This window comes from Cytobacillus oceanisediminis, from assembly GCF_007830235.1.
GTDB classification, from domain to species: domain Bacteria; phylum Bacillota; class Bacilli; order Bacillales; family Cytobacillaceae; genus Cytobacillus; species Cytobacillus oceanisediminis.
Window position 1 is genome coordinate 202,011 of record NZ_VLKI01000005.1, and the last position, 21,788, is coordinate 223,798.

19 protein-coding genes are annotated in these 21,788 nt (G+C 42.2%); all 19 read left to right on the plus strand.

Annotation, left to right across the window (positions count from 1 at the left end):
- Positions 1-6: 6 nt before the first annotated feature.
- The 19 genes from IQ19_RS11275 to IQ19_RS11360 all read left to right on the plus strand — a co-directional run bounded on the left by IQ19_RS11275 (position 7) and on the right by IQ19_RS11360 (position 21,688).
- Positions 7-2,037, plus strand: coding sequence for a chemotaxis protein CheA (locus IQ19_RS11275; protein ID WP_144542515.1), 2,031 nt, complete (start codon positions 7-9; stop codon positions 2,035-2,037).
- Positions 2,038-2,112: 75 nt separating this feature from the next.
- Positions 2,113-2,586, plus strand: a complete 474-nt coding sequence (locus IQ19_RS11280; RefSeq protein WP_144542516.1) for a chemotaxis protein CheW — start codon at positions 2,113-2,115, stop codon at positions 2,584-2,586.
- 1 nt (position 2,587) lies between these two features.
- The gene (locus IQ19_RS11285) at positions 2,588-3,232 is read left to right on the plus strand and encodes a chemotaxis protein CheC (protein ID WP_144542517.1); all 645 of its coding nucleotides are present in this window, start codon (positions 2,588-2,590) and stop codon (positions 3,230-3,232) included.
- Entirely contained in the window at positions 3,225-3,722 is a 498-nt protein-coding gene (locus IQ19_RS11290; protein WP_144542518.1) for a chemotaxis protein CheD, read from the plus strand. The genes IQ19_RS11285 and IQ19_RS11290 overlap by 8 nt, the downstream gene beginning before the upstream one ends.
- 216 nt (positions 3,723-3,938) lie before the next feature.
- Positions 3,939-4,700 carry a FliA/WhiG family RNA polymerase sigma factor gene (locus IQ19_RS11295; protein WP_144542519.1) on the plus strand — a complete coding sequence of 254 codons (762 nt, stop codon included), beginning with the start codon at positions 3,939-3,941 and terminating at the stop codon, positions 4,698-4,700.
- A 41-nt stretch (positions 4,701-4,741) separates the two neighbouring features.
- The gene (locus IQ19_RS27730) at positions 4,742-4,900 is read left to right on the plus strand and encodes a hypothetical protein (protein WP_158638761.1); all 159 of its coding nucleotides are present in this window, start codon (positions 4,742-4,744) and stop codon (positions 4,898-4,900) included.
- Positions 4,901-4,926: 26 nt separating this feature from the next.
- A complete protein-coding gene (locus IQ19_RS11300; RefSeq protein WP_242020958.1) occupies positions 4,927-6,138 on the plus strand; it encodes a DUF342 domain-containing protein in 1,212 nt (403 codons plus the stop codon).
- Positions 6,139-6,216: 78 nt separating this feature from the next.
- Entirely contained in the window at positions 6,217-6,447 is a 231-nt protein-coding gene (locus tag IQ19_RS11305; RefSeq protein ID WP_242020959.1) for a hypothetical protein, read from the plus strand.
- A complete protein-coding gene (locus IQ19_RS11310; RefSeq protein WP_144542521.1) occupies positions 6,444-7,049 on the plus strand; it encodes a hypothetical protein in 606 nt (201 codons plus the stop codon). The genes IQ19_RS11305 and IQ19_RS11310 overlap by 4 nt, the downstream gene beginning before the upstream one ends.
- 147 nt (positions 7,050-7,196) lie before the next feature.
- Complete coding sequence (rpsB, locus tag IQ19_RS11315) at positions 7,197-7,898, plus strand: 30S ribosomal protein S2 (protein WP_009330721.1); 702 nt, start codon at positions 7,197-7,199, stop codon at positions 7,896-7,898.
- A 188-nt stretch (positions 7,899-8,086) separates the two neighbouring features.
- Positions 8,087-8,968, plus strand: coding sequence for a translation elongation factor Ts (gene tsf, locus IQ19_RS11320; RefSeq protein WP_144542522.1), 882 nt, complete (start codon positions 8,087-8,089; stop codon positions 8,966-8,968).
- Between the two features lie 268 nt (positions 8,969-9,236).
- Entirely contained in the window at positions 9,237-9,962 is a 726-nt protein-coding gene (gene pyrH / locus IQ19_RS11325; RefSeq protein ID WP_144542523.1) for a UMP kinase, read from the plus strand.
- The gene (gene frr / locus IQ19_RS11330) at positions 9,962-10,519 is read left to right on the plus strand and encodes a ribosome recycling factor (protein WP_144542524.1); all 558 of its coding nucleotides are present in this window, start codon (positions 9,962-9,964) and stop codon (positions 10,517-10,519) included. The genes pyrH and frr overlap by 1 nt, the downstream gene beginning before the upstream one ends.
- Before the next feature lie 372 nt (positions 10,520-10,891).
- On the plus strand, positions 10,892-11,671 hold the full coding sequence (locus IQ19_RS11335; RefSeq protein WP_144542525.1) for an isoprenyl transferase: 780 nt from the start codon (positions 10,892-10,894) through the stop codon (positions 11,669-11,671).
- Positions 11,672-11,687: 16 nt separating this feature from the next.
- The gene (locus tag IQ19_RS11340) at positions 11,688-12,482 is read left to right on the plus strand and encodes a phosphatidate cytidylyltransferase (protein ID WP_144542526.1); all 795 of its coding nucleotides are present in this window, start codon (positions 11,688-11,690) and stop codon (positions 12,480-12,482) included.
- A gap of 220 nt (positions 12,483-12,702) precedes the next feature.
- Positions 12,703-13,845, plus strand: a complete 1,143-nt coding sequence (locus tag IQ19_RS11345; RefSeq protein ID WP_144542527.1) for a 1-deoxy-D-xylulose-5-phosphate reductoisomerase — start codon at positions 12,703-12,705, stop codon at positions 13,843-13,845.
- Positions 13,846-13,969: 124 nt separating this feature from the next.
- Entirely contained in the window at positions 13,970-15,232 is a 1,263-nt protein-coding gene (gene rseP / locus IQ19_RS11350; protein ID WP_144542528.1) for an RIP metalloprotease RseP, read from the plus strand.
- A 175-nt stretch (positions 15,233-15,407) separates the two neighbouring features.
- The gene (locus IQ19_RS11355) at positions 15,408-17,111 is read left to right on the plus strand and encodes a proline--tRNA ligase (protein WP_144542529.1); all 1,704 of its coding nucleotides are present in this window, start codon (positions 15,408-15,410) and stop codon (positions 17,109-17,111) included.
- A gap of 266 nt (positions 17,112-17,377) precedes the next feature.
- Positions 17,378-21,688 carry a PolC-type DNA polymerase III gene (locus IQ19_RS11360; protein WP_144542530.1) on the plus strand — a complete coding sequence of 1,437 codons (4,311 nt, stop codon included), beginning with the start codon at positions 17,378-17,380 and terminating at the stop codon, positions 21,686-21,688.
- Positions 21,689-21,788: the final 100 nt, after the last annotated feature.

Below are 21,788 nucleotides of genomic sequence, written 5' to 3' on the forward strand. Positions count from 1 at the left end.
AGGCGCATGGAGATGAACCAATATTTAGAGGTATTTATTGAAGAAAGCAAGGAGCATTTGCAGGCATGCAATGAACAGCTACTTGAATTAGAGAAAAAGCCTGAAGATATTAAAATCGTTAACGAGATTTTTCGATCCGCACATACACTGAAAGGCATGTCGGCAACAATGGGATACGAGGATCTTGCAAACCTTACCCACCAAATGGAGAATGTTCTTGATGCCATCAGAAATCAGAAAATAAAAGTGAATGCAGAAATACTGGATGTTGTTTTTTTGGCGGTTGATGACCTTGAAGCAATGGTCCATTCCATTGCAGAAGGCGGAGACGGCAAAAGAGACGTTTCAGAAGCTGTTGCGAAATTAAAACTGATTGAAATGGGGCAAAACCCTGCACAGGCTGAAGCAAAAGCAGAAACTGCTGTGGCAATGGCAGAACCGTCAGCTGCTGTTAAAAGTACCTATGATGAGTTTGAATGGACAGTCATCCAGCAATCAAGGGAGCAAGGGTTTGAAATATATGAAATATCGGTTGCATTGCGGGAGGATTGTTTACTGAAGGCAGCAAGAGTTTATATGATTTTTGAAGTGCTGGAGAAAATGGGGGAAGTAATTAAAGCAACTCCTTCTGTAGATCAGCTCGAAGAAGAGCAATTTGACCAGGAATTCTCTATCACAATTGTGACCCAGGAATCTCGGGAGGATGTCCAGCAAAAGCTCTTGAAAGTGTCTGAAGTTGAAAAAGCGGACGTTGTGCCGCTTTCTCTTGATGACCTGCGCCAGCAAGAGCCTGAGAAAGAGGAAGAAGTTCGGACCCCTTCTGCAGGTTCCATAGTGGCTGAAACCCTGTCAAACGAAGGAAAGAAAGCGCCTGCAGCCAAGCAGGCAAGCAATAAAACGATTAGGGTAAATATTGAAAGGCTGGATATCCTGATGAATTTGTTTGAGGAACTTGTTATTGACAGGGGGCGGCTTGAGCAAATATCCCGGGAAGTAAACAATCAGGAGCTGCATGAGACTGTAGAACACATGTCAAGGATTTCGGGTGATTTGCAAAATATTATCCTTAACATGAGAATGGTTCCAATCGAAACAGTATTTAATCGCTTCCCAAGAATGGTAAGACAGCTGGCAAGGGATTTGAATAAAAAAATCAACCTTGAAATTGTGGGTGCAGAGACTGAGCTTGACCGAACTGTCATTGATGAAATCGGTGATCCGCTTGTTCATTTAATCCGTAATGCGCTCGATCATGGGGTCGAAACGCCTGAGATTCGTAAAGCGAATGGAAAAAGTGAAGAAGGAAGTGTCATTCTAAAGGCTTATCACAGCGGCAATCATGTCTTCATCGAAATTGAGGATGATGGGGCTGGCATTAACAAAGAAAAGGTGATCAGTAAAGCGCTTAAGAACGGCATTATTACTGAGCAAGCCGCTGCCGCTTTATCGGACAAGCAGGCTTATGAGCTAATATTCGCATCCGGTTTCTCTACTGCCGAAAAAATATCAGATGTTTCCGGGCGCGGAGTCGGCCTGGATGTTGTGAAAAATACAATCGAATCATTGGGCGGTTCAGTATCCATAGATTCAAAAGTTGGCCAGGGATCCATTTTCTCTATCCAGCTTCCGCTAACATTATCAATTATTTCTGTCATGCTGGTTGAGATTGAGGAAGAAAAGTTCGCCATTCCTCTTTCCTCCATCATCGAAACAGCCATTATTAAAAAAGGTGATATCCTGAGTGCCCACAACCAGAAAGTGATTGACTTCAGAGGAAAGGTTGTCCCGCTTCTTTCATTAAAAGAAATTTTTAATGTTCCTTCGGAGCACCAGGAAGGCGAATTTTTATCTGTTGTCATAGTAAGAAAAGGCGAAAAGATGGCTGGGCTGATTGTAGATTCCTTTATCGGTCAGCAGGAGGTCGTTTTAAAATCGCTTGGAAACTATCTAACCAATGTATTTGCCATTTCTGGAGCGACCATCCTTGGAAATGGCCAGGTTGCTTTAATTGTAGACTGTAATGCATTGATTAAATAGGACATTATGGCCCTGATTGTCCAATTATCATCGTCGTTTTTACTAATTTGAACGTTTATTAAAGGAGTGACCAGTATGACTGAGGCGGCAGCGGCAGATTTAAAATTAATCGTGTTTCAATTGAAAAATAAGGAGTATGCTATTCCTGTTAACCAGGTACGTTCTATTGAAAAGGTGCAGCATATAACAAGAGTTCCGCGAACAGCCGGCTTTGTGAAAGGGGTTATAAATCTGCGGGGGGTTGTTACACCAATCATCAGCCTTAGAAGCAGGTTTAATCTTGAGGAGGCTGAATATACCGACCAAACACGAGTCATTATTTCTGTTTTGGAAGATATGGAGGTAGGCCTGATTGTTGATTCTGCCAATGATGTAATCGATGTTTCTGCAGAATCAATTGAACCTCCACCTGAAGTTGTCGGTGCCGAAGAGGCAGATTTTATTAAAGGCGTTACAAAAATTGAAAAAAGATTAATGATATTAATAGATTTGGAAAAAGTTCTTAACCCGGATGAACTGGCAATCCAGAGCGGAACAGAAGGAATGTAAGATGAATTTTATTAAAAAAAATATCAGCGCGATGCATTTGGATGTTTTAAAAGAAATCGGCAATATTGGTGCAGGCCATGCAGCGACGGCTCTTTCTACTTTGCTGAATAAAAAAATAGATATGACTATTCCCGATGTCCGGGTCGTTTCCTTTGAGGAAATGATGGATATGGCTGGGGGTTCGGAGAATGTAGTGGCCGGGGTGTTTCTGAGAATTGAAGGAGATGCGCCGGGCAGCATGTTCTTTGTCCTGCCGCTAAAGCAGGCAGAAACTTTTATTCGTGCTTTGCCTGGATGCATTGTTTTTAAAGCAGAAGAAACACCGTACAGTGAACTAGCTTTATCTGCCCTGCAAGAGCTCGGGAATATCCTTTCAGGTTCATATTTATCTTCTTTATCAGATTTCACAAATTTGTCACTTTTTCCATCTGTGCCCATGCTTAGCATTGATATGGCAGGAGCGATTATTGGCACGGGTTTGCTGGAAATTTCCCAAGTAAGCGATTATGCCATCGTGATCGATACGGCCTTGAACGAAGAAAGCCAATCTGACGGGGATTCCGTTAAAGGCCATTTCTTCCTGCTTCCGGACCCTGAGTCCTTTCAAATCATTTTTAAAGCATTGGGAGTTCTGGATCATGGATAAGCTGCTTGAAACCGTAAAAGTTGGTATAGCTGATATGAATATCGTTAAAACGCCGAATTTAATCAGGACATCAGGATTAGGATCATGTGTAGGGGTTGTCGTATTTGATCTTAGCTTCGGGATTGCTGGGCTTGCCCATGTGATGCTCCCTGATTCATCTCTTGCTAAAGGAGCTGCCTTTAACTCAGCTAAATATGCGGATACAGCAATCAGGGAACTCGTCAGCTGCATGTCGAAGAACGGCGCGAGGTCTTCCTGTTTAAAAGCAAAGATTGCTGGTGGAGCCCAGATGTTCCAGTTTTCTTCCGGCAGTGATTTAATGAGGATCGGGCCCAGAAACGTGGAAGCTGTAAAAAAGGAGCTGGCCATTTTGAAAATTGCCATTTTAGCAGAAGATGTAGGCGGAAACAGCGGGAGAACCATTGAGTTTAACCCGAAAACAGGCAAATTAAATATCAGGACTGTCAATAAAGGTGAATTCGTGATTTAAGGGTTGCCGAAGTCCTCTTTATAGGTTACCTAATTACATCAGCTTTTAATCCATATAAGCTGATGTACTTTTATTAGTCTATCCGCTCCTGGTAAATGCCTCTCTCGATCCCCTTATTTATAAGCTGGAGACAGCCTAAATTTAATATTAATAGAGGAAATATTTTGATATAATAGCGATAATTAATAGAAATGGAAACGTTTGAGGAGGATGGCCATGGCAGAGCTAACGATTGAAGAAAATACATACTGGGCTAAATGGGTCGATTCTCGTGATGCTCAAGCGGGGAACTTTCTTGTAAAGAGATATATGCCTCTCGTAAGCTATCATGTGCAGCGAATATCAGTGAATCTTCCTAAAAGTGTTTCAAGAGATGATATTCGAAGCCTTGGTATGATGGGCTTATACGATGCTCTGGAAAAATTTGATCCTAAGAGAGATTTAAAGTTTGATACCTACGCTTCCTTTCGTATTCGGGGTGCGATTTTAGACGGATTAAGAAAAGAAGATTGGCTGCCCAGAAGTACAAGGGAGAAAGCCAAGAAAATTGAAGCAGCTATAGAAAGGCTGGAACAGCGGCTGATGCGATATGCCACTGCAGAGGAAGTTGCAAACGAGGTTCAGATGGGGGAAGAAGAAGTCTACTCTGTTATGAATGAACATTTTTATGCAAACGTATTATCAATCGATGAACAGCCTGGCGATTCTGAGGATAAAGAAGGCGGTTCATTTGCCATAAAGGATGATAAAGCGGTTATTCCGGAAGAGAAGGTTTTGAAAAACGAGATACTGGAAGAAATGGCCGAAAGAATTTCGCAATTGAATGAAAAAGAGCAGCTGGTAATCAGCTTATTTTACAAGGAAGAATTAACTTTAACGGAAATCGGCGAAGTGATGGGATTGTCAACTTCGCGAATATCCCAGATTCATTCCAAAGCTATTTTTAAGCTCAGACAGTCGCTGGAGAAGGTTTTATAAAAACTCTGCCAAGCCGCTATCTGCAGAAAGAAGGAATCAGTATGGAACTTCAGTTTCAGATTTTAGTTGATGGAAATCGCTTATCTGCCATGCTGCAGCCCTTAGACTGCAATGAAATAAAAGGGACCATTTCATCAGGAATTATAAATTCGCTTCTTGCCAGGGAGAAGATAACCTTGGAATTAATGAGGAAGCAATAAAAAGGATATGCCAAGACCCCCTTCCGGTGCAGGATCCTATCCTCATCGCTGAAGGGGTTAATGCAGAAAACGGCAGTGATGCGTATTTACTGAATGAAGTCCGCTATGAGAAAAAAACAAAAAGAGAAAAGTTTAACTTCAGAGATGTCCTTCATATTCCTTCTGTACAAAGAGGACAGATTTTAGCGTCCATTATTCCCCCAACACCTGGCACACCCGGAAAGGATATTTTTGGTAATTCCATCCCTGCAAAGAATGGCAAGCCATTAAGAGTTAAGCCAGGTAAAAATGTTATTTTAAATGGTGAGAGATTTTACTCTTTAATGGATGGCCAGGTAAGTTTCACCTCAAATTGCATTTCTGTGAATCCGGTTTTTGAGGTAAAAGGAGACTTTAACTTAAAAACAGGGAATATAGATTTTGTCGGAAATGTTTTAATTAGAGGAAATGTCCCAGCGGGTTATGAGATCAAAGCTGGCGGGGATATTATCGTTTTTGGCCTTGTGGAAGGTTCCGTTCTGAAGGCAGACGGAAATATAATTGTTTCCGGAGGAATTTCCGGCAGCCATAAGGGATCAGTTACAGCGGGAGGGAATGTTCAGGCAGCTTATCTTAACCAGGCAAGAATCAAAGCTGAACAGGATATTGTAATAAGAAAGTTTGTACTTCATAGCCAGCTGCATGCCGGAGGAGCAATCCGCTGCAGCCAAGCAATGGTGATTGGAGGAGAGCTTGTGTCCGGGACCGATATCGAAATTAAAGAATCCGGGAATCATTTATTCACTAAAACAGAGCTTCATGCCGGAATGGATACTGCTTTGGCAGAAAAGGAAAAAGCGCTTATGAATGAATATCTCATGCTGCGCAATAACCATACAAAACTGGAAAGCATTGAGAAAAAGCTTTTGGAAATGGGCAGGCTGACAGGAAGACTGACAGAGGAGCAAAAATCGATCATCCTCAAACAGCGAACGACCAAGGCCCATATACAAAGTGAACTAAAAAAAATGACTGAAAAGCTTGAAGCCCTTGAAAGGGAGAAAGAAGAAAAAATGTGCGCCTCTGTAATGATTCATGAGAACGTCTTTCCCAATACAGCTTTACATTTTGGAAAATACTCAAAGGTGATCCATCAAAGAAACAGATGTGTAAGATTCTATTTCTCAAAGGGTGAGATTTGGTTTGACCCCCTGGGCAAGGAGAAGTCTGAGCTTAATAAAGGAAGTGGCTGGACATGAGCTTGAAATCAGGTTGCACTTCCGAGAACCATTGAAGCCGGCAAGATTCAGGAACAACTCCAGCAAAGAGGCCAGGCGATGGGCGAGATTGCGGCTGAAAAAACTCGCAAGGATGAAGTAAAGAACCGCCACACTGTAATAAAACAGGAACAAAAACAAAACGTGAGCCTCGCTAAAGAAGAAAAAAACAATCACAAAGGCCGGGACGAACCTGACCAAAAAGAAAAACGAAAAAAGACAGCAGTAGAGAACAAAGCCACCCTTTTAAAGGGAAGGTTATTGATTACAGCGGATAGAGGGATCGTATGACTGCTTTTCTGTTAGCGTTAAGCCTGTTATTGAATATCATTGCACTTTTGGCATTCACCCTGCTGTTTCTCCGGCAAAACAAGCTAATGGAAACAGAGAAAAAACAGGAGAAAATGTTTAATGAAATGGAAGAGGTCATTTCCACTTACCTCGTGCAGATGAAGGAAGAAAACGATGATTTTATTAATAGGGTTTCACAGCTTAAAATAAATGCATTGCGTTTAAAAGATGAATCGAAAGAGAAACTCGCTAAAACTCAAGAAAATATGGAAGAAAGTGAAAAGCCTAACCGCCTTGCAAAGGCATCAGCCTACCAGGCAGTGAGAGCTTATAAAAAAAATACGCAGCCCGATAGTCAAGCAGATGAAAAAATGGAATTAAAGGCTGAATCTGATTCTGGTTCTGTAAATGAAGCATCTGCATTGAAAGTGGAAAAGCAGAGAGAATCTGAAGGCCAAAAACACCATGCGCCATCTCTTCTTGATAACGTTCTTTTATTGAGAAAGCAGGGGCTGACGGAGGACGAAATTGCCAAAACATTAGGCAAAGGCAGAACGGAAGTTGCATTAATGCTTAAATTTCGCCAAAATCAGCAAGAATAGCTTGATTGTCAAAAACACTTGTGCTATATTAACAAATGGTGTTAATACACACGCTTATGGATTTAGCCGGATGGTGCTGTTCACATGCAGTTGCCGGTTAAAAATGATATGAGCGGAGGAAAAAAAACCATTAGGAGGAAACACAAAATGTCAGTAATTTCAATGAAGCAATTGCTTGAAGCTGGTGTACATTTCGGACACCAAACTCGCCGCTGGAACCCTAAGATGAAGAAGTACATCTTCACTGAGCGTAACGGCATCTACATCATCGACCTTCAAAAGACTGTTAAGAAGGTAGAAGAAGCTTACAACTTCGTTAAGGAGCTTGCTGGAAACGGCGGTACAATCCTTTTCGTAGGAACTAAGAAACAAGCTCAAGATTCAGTTAAAGAAGAAGCGATCCGTTCTGGTATGTTCTATGTAAACCAGCGCTGGTTGGGCGGAACTTTAACAAACTTTGAAACAATCCAAAAGCGTATTGCGCGTTTAAAGGATATCGAAAGAATGTCTGAAGACGGAACTTTCGAAGTTCTTCCTAAAAAAGAAGTTGTTCAATTGAAGAAAGAGCAAGAGCGCTTAGAGAAGTTCTTAGGCGGAATCAAAGACATGAAGAGCCTTCCAGATGCTCTATTCATCATTGACCCGCGCAAAGAGCGCATTGCTGTTGCAGAAGCACACAAATTAAACATCCCTATCGTTGGTATTGTTGATACTAACTGTGATCCGGATGAAATTGATGTTGTAATCCCTGCAAACGATGATGCTATCCGCGCTGTTAAATTGTTAACAGGCAAAATGGCAGATGCTATCCTTGAAGCTAAACAAGGTGAAGAAGTTACAACTGCTTAATAGAAAAGCGGAAGCCCCTAGTGGCGCTGGAGCTGTACAGCTCCAGAGTGCTTTTTCTTGATTTAAAGAAGGTGATAAGAGGGAGCACCCTTTATCACCTTTTTTTAAAGAAAAGGCTGAGTTTAGTTTTCCATACAGCAATAAATGGTAAAGATATTATTACATAACTCATTAAGGAGGATCTTATAATGGCAATTACTGCTCAAATGGTTAAAGAACTTCGTGAAAAAACAGGCGCAGGCATGATGGACTGCAAAAAAGCGCTTCAGGAAACTGAAGGGGATATGGAAAAAGCAATCGACTTCCTTCGTGAAAAAGGAATCGCTAAAGCTGCTAAAAAAGGTGACCGCATTGCTGCTGAAGGTCTTTCTTCAGTTAAAGTGGACGGCAACGAAGCAGTTATCCTTGAAGTAAACTCTGAAACAGACTTCGTTGCTAAGAACGAAGGATTCCAAACTCTTGTAAAAGAATTAGCTGAGCATTTGCTTGCAAACAAGCCAGCTTCTGTTGAAGAAGCAGCAGGCCAAACAATGGCTAACGGTGCTACTTTAGAGTCTCACATTAATACTGCAATCGCTAAAATCGGTGAAAAGCTTTCTCTTCGCCGTTTTGAAATCAAAACAAAAACTGACAGCGATGCTTTCGGTGCTTACTTGCACATGGGCGGACGCATTGGTGTGTTAACTGTTCTTGAAGGAACAACTGATGAAGAAGCAGCGAAAGATGTTGCCATGCACATTGCTGCCCTAAACCCTAAATATGTTTCCCGTGATGAAGTATCGCAGGAAGAAGTAGAGCGTGAGCGCCAGGTATTGACTCAGCAGGCTCTTAACGAAGGCAAGCCAGAAAACATCGTTGCTAAGATGGTTGAAGGACGTCTAGGCAAATATTTCGAAGATGTTTGCGTAAACGACCAAGCTTTTGTTAAAAACCCTGACCAAAAAGTTGGCAAATTCGTTGAATCAAAAGGCGGGAAAATCCGTGAGTTCGTTCGCTATGAAGTTGGAGAAGGCATCGAAAAGCGTGAAGACAATTTCGCTGAAGAAGTAATGAACCAGGTTAAAAAATAATAGTAATTAAAAAACAGCGATAACAGCTATGATTCAGGGAACACTTTGTGTTCCCTGTTTTTCAAGAAAAGATTAAATTATTGTCTAGCCCGGTGCCTTTCAATGGCGCTTGCGCTTGATAACTATCTAGTTCCAGTGCCTACCCCCTCGAGGTCACAAGCCAAGCCTCTCTGAAAGGCAAAGAACGCCTTCCCGTAAGGCTAGTCTTGTGCTTGTCGGGGGTGACCAAGGCGCTTGCGCTTTTCTAATTCTACATATGGAGGTTCTTATGAGCAGCCCTAAATACAAACGCGTGGTCTTAAAATTAAGTGGTGAAGCTTTAGCAGGAGAGCAAGGTTTCGGAATAAACCCTTCTGTAATTAAATCGATTGCTGTTCAGGTCAAGGATCTGGCTGAATTAGGTGTTGAGGTTGCCGTAGTGGTTGGCGGCGGAAATATCTGGCGCGGCAAAATCGGAGAGGAAATGGGGATGGACAGAGCAAATGCCGACTATATGGGAATGCTTGCTACTGTCATGAACTCCCTTGCATTACAGGATAGCCTGGAAAATATCGGGGTAGAAACAAGAGTTCAAACTTCTATTGAGATGAGACAGGTTGCTGAACCATATATCCGCAGAAGAGCGATCCGCCATCTTGAGAAAAAGCGGGTTGTGATCTTTGCTGCAGGAACCGGTAACCCTTACTTCTCAACTGATACAACAGCTGCATTAAGAGCGGCCGAAATTGAAGCAGAAGTGATTTTGATGGCTAAAAACAATGTGGATGGAGTCTACTCTGCAGACCCTCGCATTGACAAAAATGCCAAGAAATACGACGAGCTTTCCTATCTTGACGTATTGAAGGAAGGATTGGCTGTCATGGATTCTACAGCATCCTCTTTATGCATGGATAACAATATTCCGTTAATTGTATTTTCAATCATGGAAGAAGGCAATATTAACCGCGCCGTATTGGGTGAAACAATTGGAACAATCGTTAGGGGGAAAAAATAATGCCAAAACAAGTTATTGCAGATGCAAAAGAAAGAATGACAAAAGCAATTTCAGCTTACACTCGTGAGCTTGCAAGTATCCGTGCCGGTAAAGCAAATGCTTCATTGCTTGATCGAATCACTGTAGATTACTATGGTGCTCCGACACCTGTTAACCAGCTTGCTGGAGTCTCTGTTCCTGAAGCACGTCTTTTAGTTATTACGCCATATGATAAATCAATTCTTGGCGAAATTGAGAAGGCGATCCTTAAATCTGATATTGGCTTGAATCCTTCCAATGACGGCAGTGTGATCAGGCTGGCTATCCCTCAGTTGACTGAAGAGCGCCGCAAAGAGCTTGTAAAGGTTGTTAAAAAGGAATCAGAAGAAGCTAAAGTGGCGATTCGCAACGTGCGCCGAGATGCCAATGATGATCTTAAAAAGCTTGAAAAAAATGGGGAAATCACAGAAGATGATCTTCGCGGATTCTCAGATGATATTCAAAAGCTTACTGATGAACATATTAGCAAGATTGATGCGATCACGAAGGATAAAGAAAAAGAAATCCTTGATGTTTAATTCAGTTATATATGATGAACCCTCTATCAATAGGGGGTTTTTTTACACTTTGGGAATATAAACTTTACATAATGAAGCCGGGTTTTTTGAGATGGGGAATGGAACGGCACGCGAACCATTCATATGAGGTTTACCAGTCTATTCTTAATTTTGTTTTGAATACATACTCTTTTATAGAGATATATTTTTTTATTTTTGGTATGATATTAGCATGCGGAAATAGGAAATATCATAATTTTACCAGTTAAAAATAATCTCTAAAAGATACAATTAATCTTAATTAAGCAGGACAGATGTCCAGCTTAGAGCGCACCTGCGCTTTTCTGATTTATCTTTTATCGGAGGATTAACCTATTTTAAAGGAGCAGTCATATGTTTGATAAAATGAAGTTATGGAAGTCCCAAAACAGTTCTTCCGATCTCCGAGAGAGAGTTGAAAAAATGAAGGAACTGCAAATTCCTGAACATGTCGCCATTATAATGGACGGGAACGGCAGATGGGCCAAAAAAAGAGCCCTGCCAAGAATTGCGGGCCACCATGAAGGTATGAAGGTTGTCCGGAAAATCACAAAGTTTGCCAATGAAATTGGTGTGAAAACCTTAACGTTATATGCTTTTTCTACGGAAAATTGGAAGAGGCCCAAAATGGAAGTTGATTTTCTTATGAAATTGCCTGAGGAATTTTTAGGGACTTTCCTTCCGGAGCTGGTCGAGGGAAATGTGCAGGTGAGGATGATTGGTTACATGGATCACTTGCCTTCCCATACCCGTAATGCAGTAGCAAGAGCGATGGAAGAGACAAAAAATAACACAGGGCTAGTATTAAACTTTGCGCTTAATTACGGCAGCAGGGCAGAAATACTTGAAGCAGTCAAACATGTCTTAAAAGATTGCAAAAGTGGTATAATGAATGAAAATGACTTAAACGAAGAAAAGTTTTCATCGTACCTAATGACAAAAGGGCTTCAAGATCCCGATTTGTTAATTCGTACAAGCGGTGAAATCAGGCTTAGCAATTTTATGCTCTGGCAGCTCGCATACACTGAATTTTGGTTTACAGATGTTTTGTGGCCGGATTTTGATGAAGAGCAAATGCTGGAAGCGATTGAAGTATTCCAAAACCGCCAGCGGCGTTTTGGGGGAGTACAATAAAGGTGTTGAAAATTTAATGAAGCAACGAGTTATCACAGCGATCATTTTTGGGGCGGTCCTGCTCCCGGTAATTATATATGGCGGAATGCCGATGATTATACTGGCATATTTGCTGGCGTCCATTGCGCTGTATGAATTATTAAGAATGAGGAAATTAAGTTTGTTCTCTATTCCGGGAATTATTTCTTTGTTTTTATTATGGGTTTTTCTTTTGCCTAAAGAATTCCAGCCGATCCTTGATGATTTCAATTATACTAAAATCGAGGTTGCCCTTTTTGGTGTTCTTTTATTTTTAACTTATACTGTTGCGACGAAAAATAAGTTTACGTTTGATGATGTAGCCTTCTCCATCATGTCTACCCTATATGTAGGGATAGGGTTTTATTACTTTATGGAAACCCGGTTTGCAGCCGAAGGATTGACTTATATCTTTTTTGCGCTGTTTCTCATTTGGGCAACAGATTCAGGGGCCTACTTTATAGGAAAGGCTATGGGCAAACGAAAGCTATGGCCTGAAATAAGTCCTAACAAGACAGTGGAAGGCTCACTGGGAGGAGTGATTTGTGCTCTTGCCGTTGCGGCAGTGTTTATTATTTTCACAAATATAAACGAGTCCCTGATCGGGCTTTTAATTATTACCGCAATACTATCTGTGTTTGGGCAAATAGGCGATCTGGTAGAGTCTGCTTTAAAGCGCCATTATAATGTAAAGGACTCTGGAAATATCCTGCCTGGCCACGGCGGTATCCTGGACCGCTTTGACAGCTTATTATTTGTATTGCCATTGCTCCACTTTTTTCACTTGCTGTAAACTATAGATTAACAAAATCTTTCAATCGGCCCTAAAGCATAAATTGAAAGATAAGAGATTTTATATTTTTTAATTTAGATAACTGTCCAGCTCCAGCGCCTACCCCCTCGAGGTCACAAGCCAATCCTCCCAGAAAGGTAAAGAACACCTTCCCGGGAGGCTCGTCTTGTGCTTGTCGGGGGTGAGCAAGGCGCTTTCGCTTTTCTAACAGGAGGAGACTATGAAACATATTAGCTTAATGGGTGCGACAGGTTCAATTGGGACACAGACCCTTGATATTATTAAGGGACACCCTGAGGATTTTAAGCTTGCAGCAATGTCTGCCGGCAGGAATATAGATTTGGCCAGGAAAATGATCCGGGATTTTAAGCCGGAACTTGTATCAGTTTCAGAAAAAAAATTCGCAGATACTCTTAAAGCTGAATTTCCCGGCATAACATTTACATATGGACACAATGGTTTGATAGAGGTGGCAGTTTACCCGAAATCAGATATTCTAGTTAATGCAGTATTGGGAAGTGTGGGACTTGATCCGACATTGCAGGCGATCGAGGAAAAGAAAACAATTGCAATTGCAAACAAAGAAACCCTTGTAACAGCCGGCCACCTTGTAATGGAAGCAGCAAAGCGGAATGGTGTTCAGCTTCTTCCGGTAGACAGCGAACACTCTGCTATTTTTCAATCCTTGCAGGGAGAGAAGGAGAAGAATATTGAAAGGCTAATTTTGACTGCTTCTGGTGGAAGCTTCAGAGACCGTACCCGCAAGGAACTTGAAAATGTTACGGTTGAAGAAGCGCTTAATCATCCAAATTGGTCAATGGGAGCGAAAATCACCATTGATTCTGCGACAATGATGAATAAAGGGCTTGAAGTAATTGAGGCCCATTGGCTTTTTTCCATGGAGTACAGCAAAATAGATGTTTTGCTTCACAAGGAAAGCATTATTCATTCAATGGTAGAGTTCCATGATAGCAGTGTTATTGCACAGCTTGGTACCCCGGACATGAGAGTCCCCATTCAATATGCCTTAACTTATCCTGACAGGCTGCCGCTGCCTTCAGCTACCAGGCTGAACCTTGCTGAAATTGGAAAACTCCATTTTGCAGAAATGGATTTCGGGCGTTTCCGCTGTCTGCAGTTTGCTTATGAAGCGGGCAAAGCTGGCGGTACGATGCCAGCCGTACTTAATGCAGCAAACGAAGCTGCTGTTGCTGCCTTCTTAGATGGAAAGATAACATTCCTGCAAATAGAAGACTTCATCGAAAGAGCATTAAACAACCATGATAAAATCTCCAATCCAAGTCTTGCCCAAATTCAGGAGACAGACTTGGAAACGAGAAAATATGTTAACTCGCTTCTATAAGCTTGAGTTCAAACGCTGAAAGCTGCTTCTAGGAAATTTCTCAGCCGAATGGGTGGCTGGCACGATGCGCCATGTGTTTTTTTCAGCATAATTTGAACAACCTCTAAACAAAGGTGGTTAAAACTTGAGTACAGTAATAGCCTTTATCGTTATATTTGGGGCATTGGTATTTTTCCATGAACTTGGACATTTAATTTTTGCTAAAAGAGCTGGAATCCTATGCCGGGAATTTGCTATAGGCTTTGGACCGAAAGTATTTTCATTTAAGAAAGATGAAACAGTATATACAATACGCCTTCTTCCGATCGGCGGATTTGTGCGCATGGCCGGAGAGGACCCCGAAATGGTGGAAATCAAGCCTGGATATCGCATTGGTTTGATCCTGGATGGAAGCGAAGAAGTAAGCAAAATTATTTTAAATAATAAAGAAAAATACCCGGAAGCAAGAATCATTGAGGTTGAACACGCTGATATTGAGCACGACCTTGTGATTAAAGGGTATGTGGAAGGCGAAGAGGAAGAAACACTCAAAGTGTTTAAGATCAGTCCTTCCGCCGTCTTAATTGAGGATGGGGCAGAAACACTTATTGCTCCATATGACCGCCAATTTGCTTCAAAGACATTGGGGCAAAGGACGATGGCGATATTCGCCGGCCCTATGATGAATTTTGTGCTTGCCTTTATCGTTTTTGTGTTAATTGCCTTATTGCAAGGGATTCCAACAAATGAGCCTGCACTTGGAAAATTGACTCCTGATGGTGCAGCCTATGAGGCTGGCCTAAAGGAAGGGGATATTGTCCACAGTGTTGATGGAGCTGAAATTTCAAGCTGGTCCGACGTTGTTGAAATCATCCGCCAAAACCCGAATGAAGAGCTTGAATTTTCGGTGGACAGAAATGGTGAAGAGCTAAACATTCCGGTTACACCAAAGGTTCAGGATGTTGAAGGCGAAAAAATTGGGATTATCGGTGTTTACAGCCCCATGGAAAAATCACCGTTAAAAGCCATTACCTATGGAGCAAAAGAAACATATTTCTGGACAAAAGAAATCTTTATCATGCTAGGAAAGCTGGTAACAGGGCAATTCTCTATTGATGCCCTATCAGGTCCTGTCGGCATTTATGTTTCTACAGATACAGTCGCTAAGTCAGGCATCTATTATCTGATGAAATGGGCGGGCATTCTGAGTATTAACCTTGGGATTATGAACTTGCTTCCTATTCCTGCTCTTGACGGCGGAAGATTGATGTTCTTTGCTGTTGAAGCTGTAAGGGGTAAACCAATTGACCGCCATAAAGAGGGAATGGTCCACTTTATTGGCTTTGCCCTTCTGATGCTTTTAATGCTTGTGGTCACTTGGAACGATATCCAGAGATTTTTCCTGTAAAATTCACAAACGTTTCATGAAAGAGAAGGGTAAAGTCTTCGGCCATCCGGATAGCAGCCAATGCCGATTTCCGGAAGGACAGGGATTGCCCTTCTTTTATTCAAAAACAGGTTGCAGTTGGATGCCAGTTAAACTGGCTTACATATTTGATAATAATAAATAGAGGTGCTATTAAATGAAACAGAGCATGACGCTTATTCCTACTCTTAAAGAAGTACCAGCAGATGCAGAAATACGCAGCCATCAATTATTGCTTAGAGCGGGATTTATCCGCCAAAACGCAAGCGGAATATACAGCTATATGCCATTGGCTAAAAAAGTCCTGCAAAAGGTTGAAGCGATTGTTAGAGAAGAAATGGATAATGCCGGAGCTGCTGAGCTTCTAATGCCAGCTCTTCAGCAGGCTGAATTATGGCAGGAATCGGGACGCTGGTATACATACGGACCTGAACTTATGAGAATGAGAGACCGCCATCAGCGTGAATTCGCATTGGGTGCTACCCATGAAGAGGTGATAACAAGCCTTGTTCGTGATGCGGTAAAATCTTATAAGAAATTGCCATTGGCGCTTTACCAGATCCAGACTAAATTCCGTGATGAAAAGCGCCCTCGCTTCGGACTTCTCCGCGGTCGTGAATTTATAATGAAGGATGCATATTCCTTCCATTCATCTGCGGAAAGCCTTGATGAAATGTATGACAAGCTATATACAGCATACTCCAATGTATTTAGACGCTGCGGCTTGAATTTCAGAGCAGTTATTGCCGACTCTGGCGCAATGGGCGGAAAAGACACACATGAATTCATGGTCCTATCAGATGTAGGGGAAGATACAATTGCCTATTCTGATACATCGGATTATGCAGCCAATATTGAAATGGCTCCGGTCATTGCTGAATACAAGAAGAGCGATGAGGGAGCTAAAGAACTTGAAAAGGTTGCAACAGAAAACCAGAAAACAATTGACGAGGTTTCGTCTTTCTTGAACGTTGCCAAAGAGCAATGCATTAAGTCACTTCTTTTTAAAGTAGATGAAAAATATGTTCTTGTTCTTGTGCGCGGAGACCATGAAGTGAATGACATCAAGTTGAAAAATCTGCTTGAGGCTGCCGCGGTAGATCTTGCAGGTGCCGAAGAAACAAAGCAAGTGCTGGGTTGTGCGGTAGGTTCAATAGGGCCAATCGGTGTGAAAGATATTGATGTCGTTGCCGATCATGCAGTGGAAGCAATGATTAATGGAGTATGCGGTGCCAATGAAGAGGGTGCCCATTATATAAATGTTAATCCTGACCGGGACTTCAATGTAAGCCAGTATGCAGACCTTCGATTCATTCAAGAGGGAGACCCTTCACCAGATGGACAAGGGGTAATCCAATTTGCCAAAGGAATTGAAGTTGGCCATATCTTTAAGCTGGGCACACGGTACAGCGAAGCGATGGAAGCGACTTACTTAGATGAAAACGGCAGAACCCAGCCGATGATTATGGGATGCTATGGTATAGGTGTATCACGGACAATGGCTGCGGTTGCTGAGCAATTCAATGATGAAAATGGGTTTGTTTGGCCGAGTGCGCTTGCGCCATTTGACCTTCACCTGATTCCTATTAATATGAAAGATGAAGCTCAAGCCGCCCTTGCAGAGGAATTATATTCTACGTTGAAGCAAAATCGCTATGAAGTGCTAATGGATGATCGCCAGGAACGTCCAGGGGTCAAATTTGCAGATTCTGACCTTATTGGTTTGCCAATCCGTATTACAGTGGGCAAAAAAGCTTCAGATGGCATTGTTGAAGTAAAGGTAAGGAAAACAGGCGACATGCAGGAAATCCATAAAGATCAGCTTGCAGAAAAAATTACTGAAATAATGTCAGCATTATAAACTGGACTGCTTATGTAATCTGGGCTTAAGCCAGCTGCCCTTTTTACAATAGCATTCAATCGCTAATCCTGATAAACGGGTTCCAAAACGGAATCCGTTTTTTCAATCACTAGAAAATAAATGAAGTTTTTTAGCAGAGTCTATATGTTATAATTAAGTTCGTCTGTCATTTTTGCTATGGCAATAGCGTATGTGACATTAAAACTTAACTGATATAACAATTAAAAATAGAGAACTAGATTATTGAATGGATGGGAGAGAGAAAGATGAGCGAACCGTCTAGATTCCAGCTCTTGCTCCAGCAGATGCAGCTTACCGAAGATGCCTTTGTTCAACACTTTCATGATGCCCAGATTGAAAGGGTTGTAGTGGAAAGGCATTCACGGAAATGGCATTTTTATTTTGTCTTTCCGCGCATTTTGCCTTGCAGTGTCTATAGCCGCTTTACAGATCAGCTGGAAAAGTCATTTTCCCATATTGCAGAAATCTCCTATAGCATTTCTGTGCAAAATCAGGATTTTACTGAAAAGCTTGTTCTTGAATACTGGCACAGCTGTATTCAGGAGATGGATGGCATGGCACCGCCGCTAATCAAGCTATTGAATGAACAAGTTCCTTCTGTACAGGGCAATAAGATTATCATCAAGGTGCGAAATGAATTGGAAGGCCTCTCAATTAAAAAGAAATATGCTGGCACCATTTCAGATGTACTTCAGCTATTTGGATTTCCTGCATTAGTAATTGATACAGAGGTTTCTGCAGAAGGCTCTAATGAAGAATATGAAAAGTTCATGGAGGCAAAACGGAAAGAGGACCACGAGCGCGGACTTCAGGCAGCGATTGAAATGCAAAAGAAAGAAGCCGAAGCAGAATCAGCTGACAATTCAGCTCCTCAAGGCCCTCTAACAATCGGTCTTACGATTAAAGATGATGCCGATTACCGCAAATTGATCGATATCGTAGATGAAGAGCGGCGTGTTGCGATTGAAGGATATGTTTTTGCTGCCGAAACAAGGGAGCTTCGCAGCGGCAGAACATTATTAACTTTTAAAGTTACCGATTACACTAGCTCCATACTTGTAAAAATGTTCTCGCGTGACAAAGAGGATGCGGCCCTTTTCCAGCACGTTCAAAAAGGTATGTGGCTTAAGGTCCGCGGCAGCGTACAGAATGATACCTTTGTCCGTGACCTGGTCATGATTGGCAATGATATAAATGAAATTAAGCCTATACAAAGGCAGGATACTGCTCCTGCTGAAGAAAAAAGGGTGGAATTGCATCTTCACACCCCAATGAGCCAAATGGATGCCGTTTCATCTGTGAGCGCTTTGGTTTCCCAAGCAAAAAAATGGGGGCATAAAGCAGTCGCCATAACGGACCATGCAGTAGCCCAGTCATTTCCTGAAGCATTCGGTGCCGGGAAAAAGAATGACATCAAAATTCTATATGGAATCGAAGCCAACCTTGTAGATGATGGGGTGCCAATTGCTTATAATGACGCCCATCGCAGGTTGACTGAAGATACCTATGTGGTTTTTGACGTTGAAACAACAGGTTTATCAGCCGTTTATGATACGATCATCGAGCTTGCGGCTGTAAAGATACATGATGGTGAAATCATTGACCGGTTTGAATCCTTTGCAAATCCTCATCATCCGCTGTCAGCAACGACCATTAATTTGACAGGTATAACGGATGATCTAGTTGAAAATGCACCAGAAGTAGAAGAGGTTCTGCAAAAATTCCATGAGTGGGCAGGGGACGCCGTTTTGGTAGCCCATAACGCATCCTTCGATATGGGTTTCCTTAATGTCGGCTATAAAAAGATCGGCATAGGAAAGGCCACTAATCCTGTTATTGATACGCTGGAACTTGCCCGCTTTTTATATCCGGACATGAAAAATCATCGTCTGAATACATTGGCGAAAAAGTTTGATGTTGAACTTACCCAGCATCACCGTGCCATTTACGATGCAGAAGCTACTGGTTATCTGCTTCTAAAGATGCTGAAGCATGCAGACGAAAAAGGGATTGAATTCCATGATCAATTTAATGATAATATGGGCCAGGGCAATGCTTATCAGCGTGCCAGACCATACCATTGCACGCTTCTTGCCCAATCAGAAGCAGGCCTGAAAAACCTTTTCAAGCTTGTATCGATTGCTCATCTTGAGTACTTTTACAGAGTTCCCCGAATTCCCAGATCCGTGCTGCAAAAGCATCGTGAAGGAATTCTGGTGGGATCTGCCTGTGACAAAGGTGAAGTATTTGAAGGTATGATGCAGAAATCACCTGATGAAGTGGAAGATACGGCCCAATTCTATGATTATCTTGAAGTCCATCCGAAAGATGTATATGCCCACCTCTTGGAGCTTGAACTGGTAAGAGATGAAAAAGCCCTGGAGGAGATTATCGGCAATATTGTAAAGCTTGGGGACAAGCTGGGACTTCCGGTGGTGGCTACTGGAAATGTACACTATCTTAACCCTAATGATAAAATCTACCGAAAGATTCTCGTAAATTCCCAGGGAGGCGCTAATCCGCTTAACCGCCATAAGCTGCCTGATGTTCACTTCAGGACAACAAATGAAATGCTTGATGCCTTCTCTTTCCTTGGAAAAGAGAAAGCGAAGGAAATAGTCGTTGAAAATACCAATAAAATAGCAGATATGATTGATGAAATAAAACCGATTAAAGATGATTTGTATACGCCTAAAATAGAAGGCGCAGATGAAGAGATGCGAAGTATGAGTTATGGTATGGCCAGAAAAATTTATGGAGATCGGCTTCCGGAAATTGTTGAAGCCCGCCTTGAAAAAGAGCTGAAGAGTATTATCGGGCATGGGTTCGCGGTTATTTACCTGATTTCCCACAAGCTTGTAAAAAAATCACTGGATGATGGCTATCTTGTTGGTTCGCGTGGATCAGTCGGATCCTCATTTGTCGCAACCATGACTGAAATTACAGAGGTAAACCCGCTCCCGCCGCATTATGTATGCCCTGAATGCAAAACTTCAGAGTTTTTTAATGACGGATCAGTCGGGTCCGGTTTCGACCTGCCTGATAAGGATTGCCCGAATTGCGGAGCAAAATATAAAAAAGATGGCCATGATATCCCCTTCGAAACCTTCCTCGGTTTCAAAGGGGACAAGGTTCCCGATATCGATTTGAACTTCTCGGGTGAGTACCAGCCAAGAGCCCATAACTATACCAAAGTGCTGTTCGGGGAAGATTATGTCTATCGTGCAGGAACTATTGGCACTGTTGCAGATAAGACGGCTTACGGTTATGTAAAAGCTTATCAGCAGGACAACAACCTGCAAATTCGGGGCGCGGAAATTGATAGGCTGGCTTCCGGCTGCACCGGGGTAAAACGGACAACCGGACAGCATCCGGGCGGTATTATCGTTGTTCCAGATTACATGGATATTTACGATTTCTCGCCAATCCAGTTCCCTGCAGATGACCGGACATCTGAATGGAAGACAACTCACTTTGACTTCCATTCCATTCACGATAACCTTCTGAAACTGGATATACTGGGACACGATGATCCGACGGTCATCAGGATGCTGCAGGATCTTAGCGGCATCGATCCAAAAACAATTCCTACTGACGACCCTGAAGTGATGAAGATTTTTAGCGGTCCAGAGTCTCTGGGGGTAACAGAAGAGCAAATCATGTGTAAAACTGGAACACTTGGAATCCCTGAGTTTGGTACACGGTTTGTCCGACAGATGCTTGAAGACACAAAGCCAACGACTTTCTCAGAGCTTGTCCAGATTTCAGGCCTTTCACATGGTACAGATGTTTGGCTAGGAAATGCCCAGGAATTGATCCATAATAATATTTGTAACTTGAGCGAAGTAATCGGCTGCCGTGATGACATTATGGTTTATTTGATTTATCAAGGTCTTGAGCCTGCTTTTGCTTTTAAAATAATGGAGTCCGTCCGTAAAGGTAAGGGCCTTAGCGACGAAATGGAAGCAGAAATGAGAAAGAATGAAGTGCCGGAATGGTATATTGATTCCTGCAAAAAGATAAAATACATGTTCCCTAAAGCCCATGCCGCAGCCTATGTATTGATGGCTGTCCGGATCGCGTACTTTAAGGTCCACCATCCGCTGATGTACTACGCTGCATACTTTACTGTCCGCGCAGAGGACTTTGATGTAGATGCCATGGTAAAGGGATCACAGGCCATCCGGGCTCGCATTGAAGAAATCAATGCAAAGGGACTTGATGCTTCAACAAAAGAAAAGAATCTTTTAACCGTAATGGAGCTGGCCTTGGAAATGAACGAAAGAGGATTTAACTTCCAGAAGGTAGACTTATACCGGTCAAGCGCCAGTGAGTTTATTATCGATGGAAATTCATTAATCCCGCCTTTTAATTCAATTCCAGGCCTGGGAACGAACGCGGCCTTCAATATTGTTAAATCAAGAGAGGAAGGGGAATTCCTTTCTAAGGAAGATTTGCAGCAGCGCGGTAAAGTATCCAAGACCATTATTGAGTATTTAGATAATCACGGATGCCTGGAATCCCTTCCTGAGCAAAACCAGCTGTCTCTTTTCTAGCTTAAAGAACAGGAGAAAAAATGACTTGGTATGGTCCAAACCCTTGTGCTGACAGCTATTCCATTTGCATAAAAAATTTGGTTATGGTATAGTTTTATTG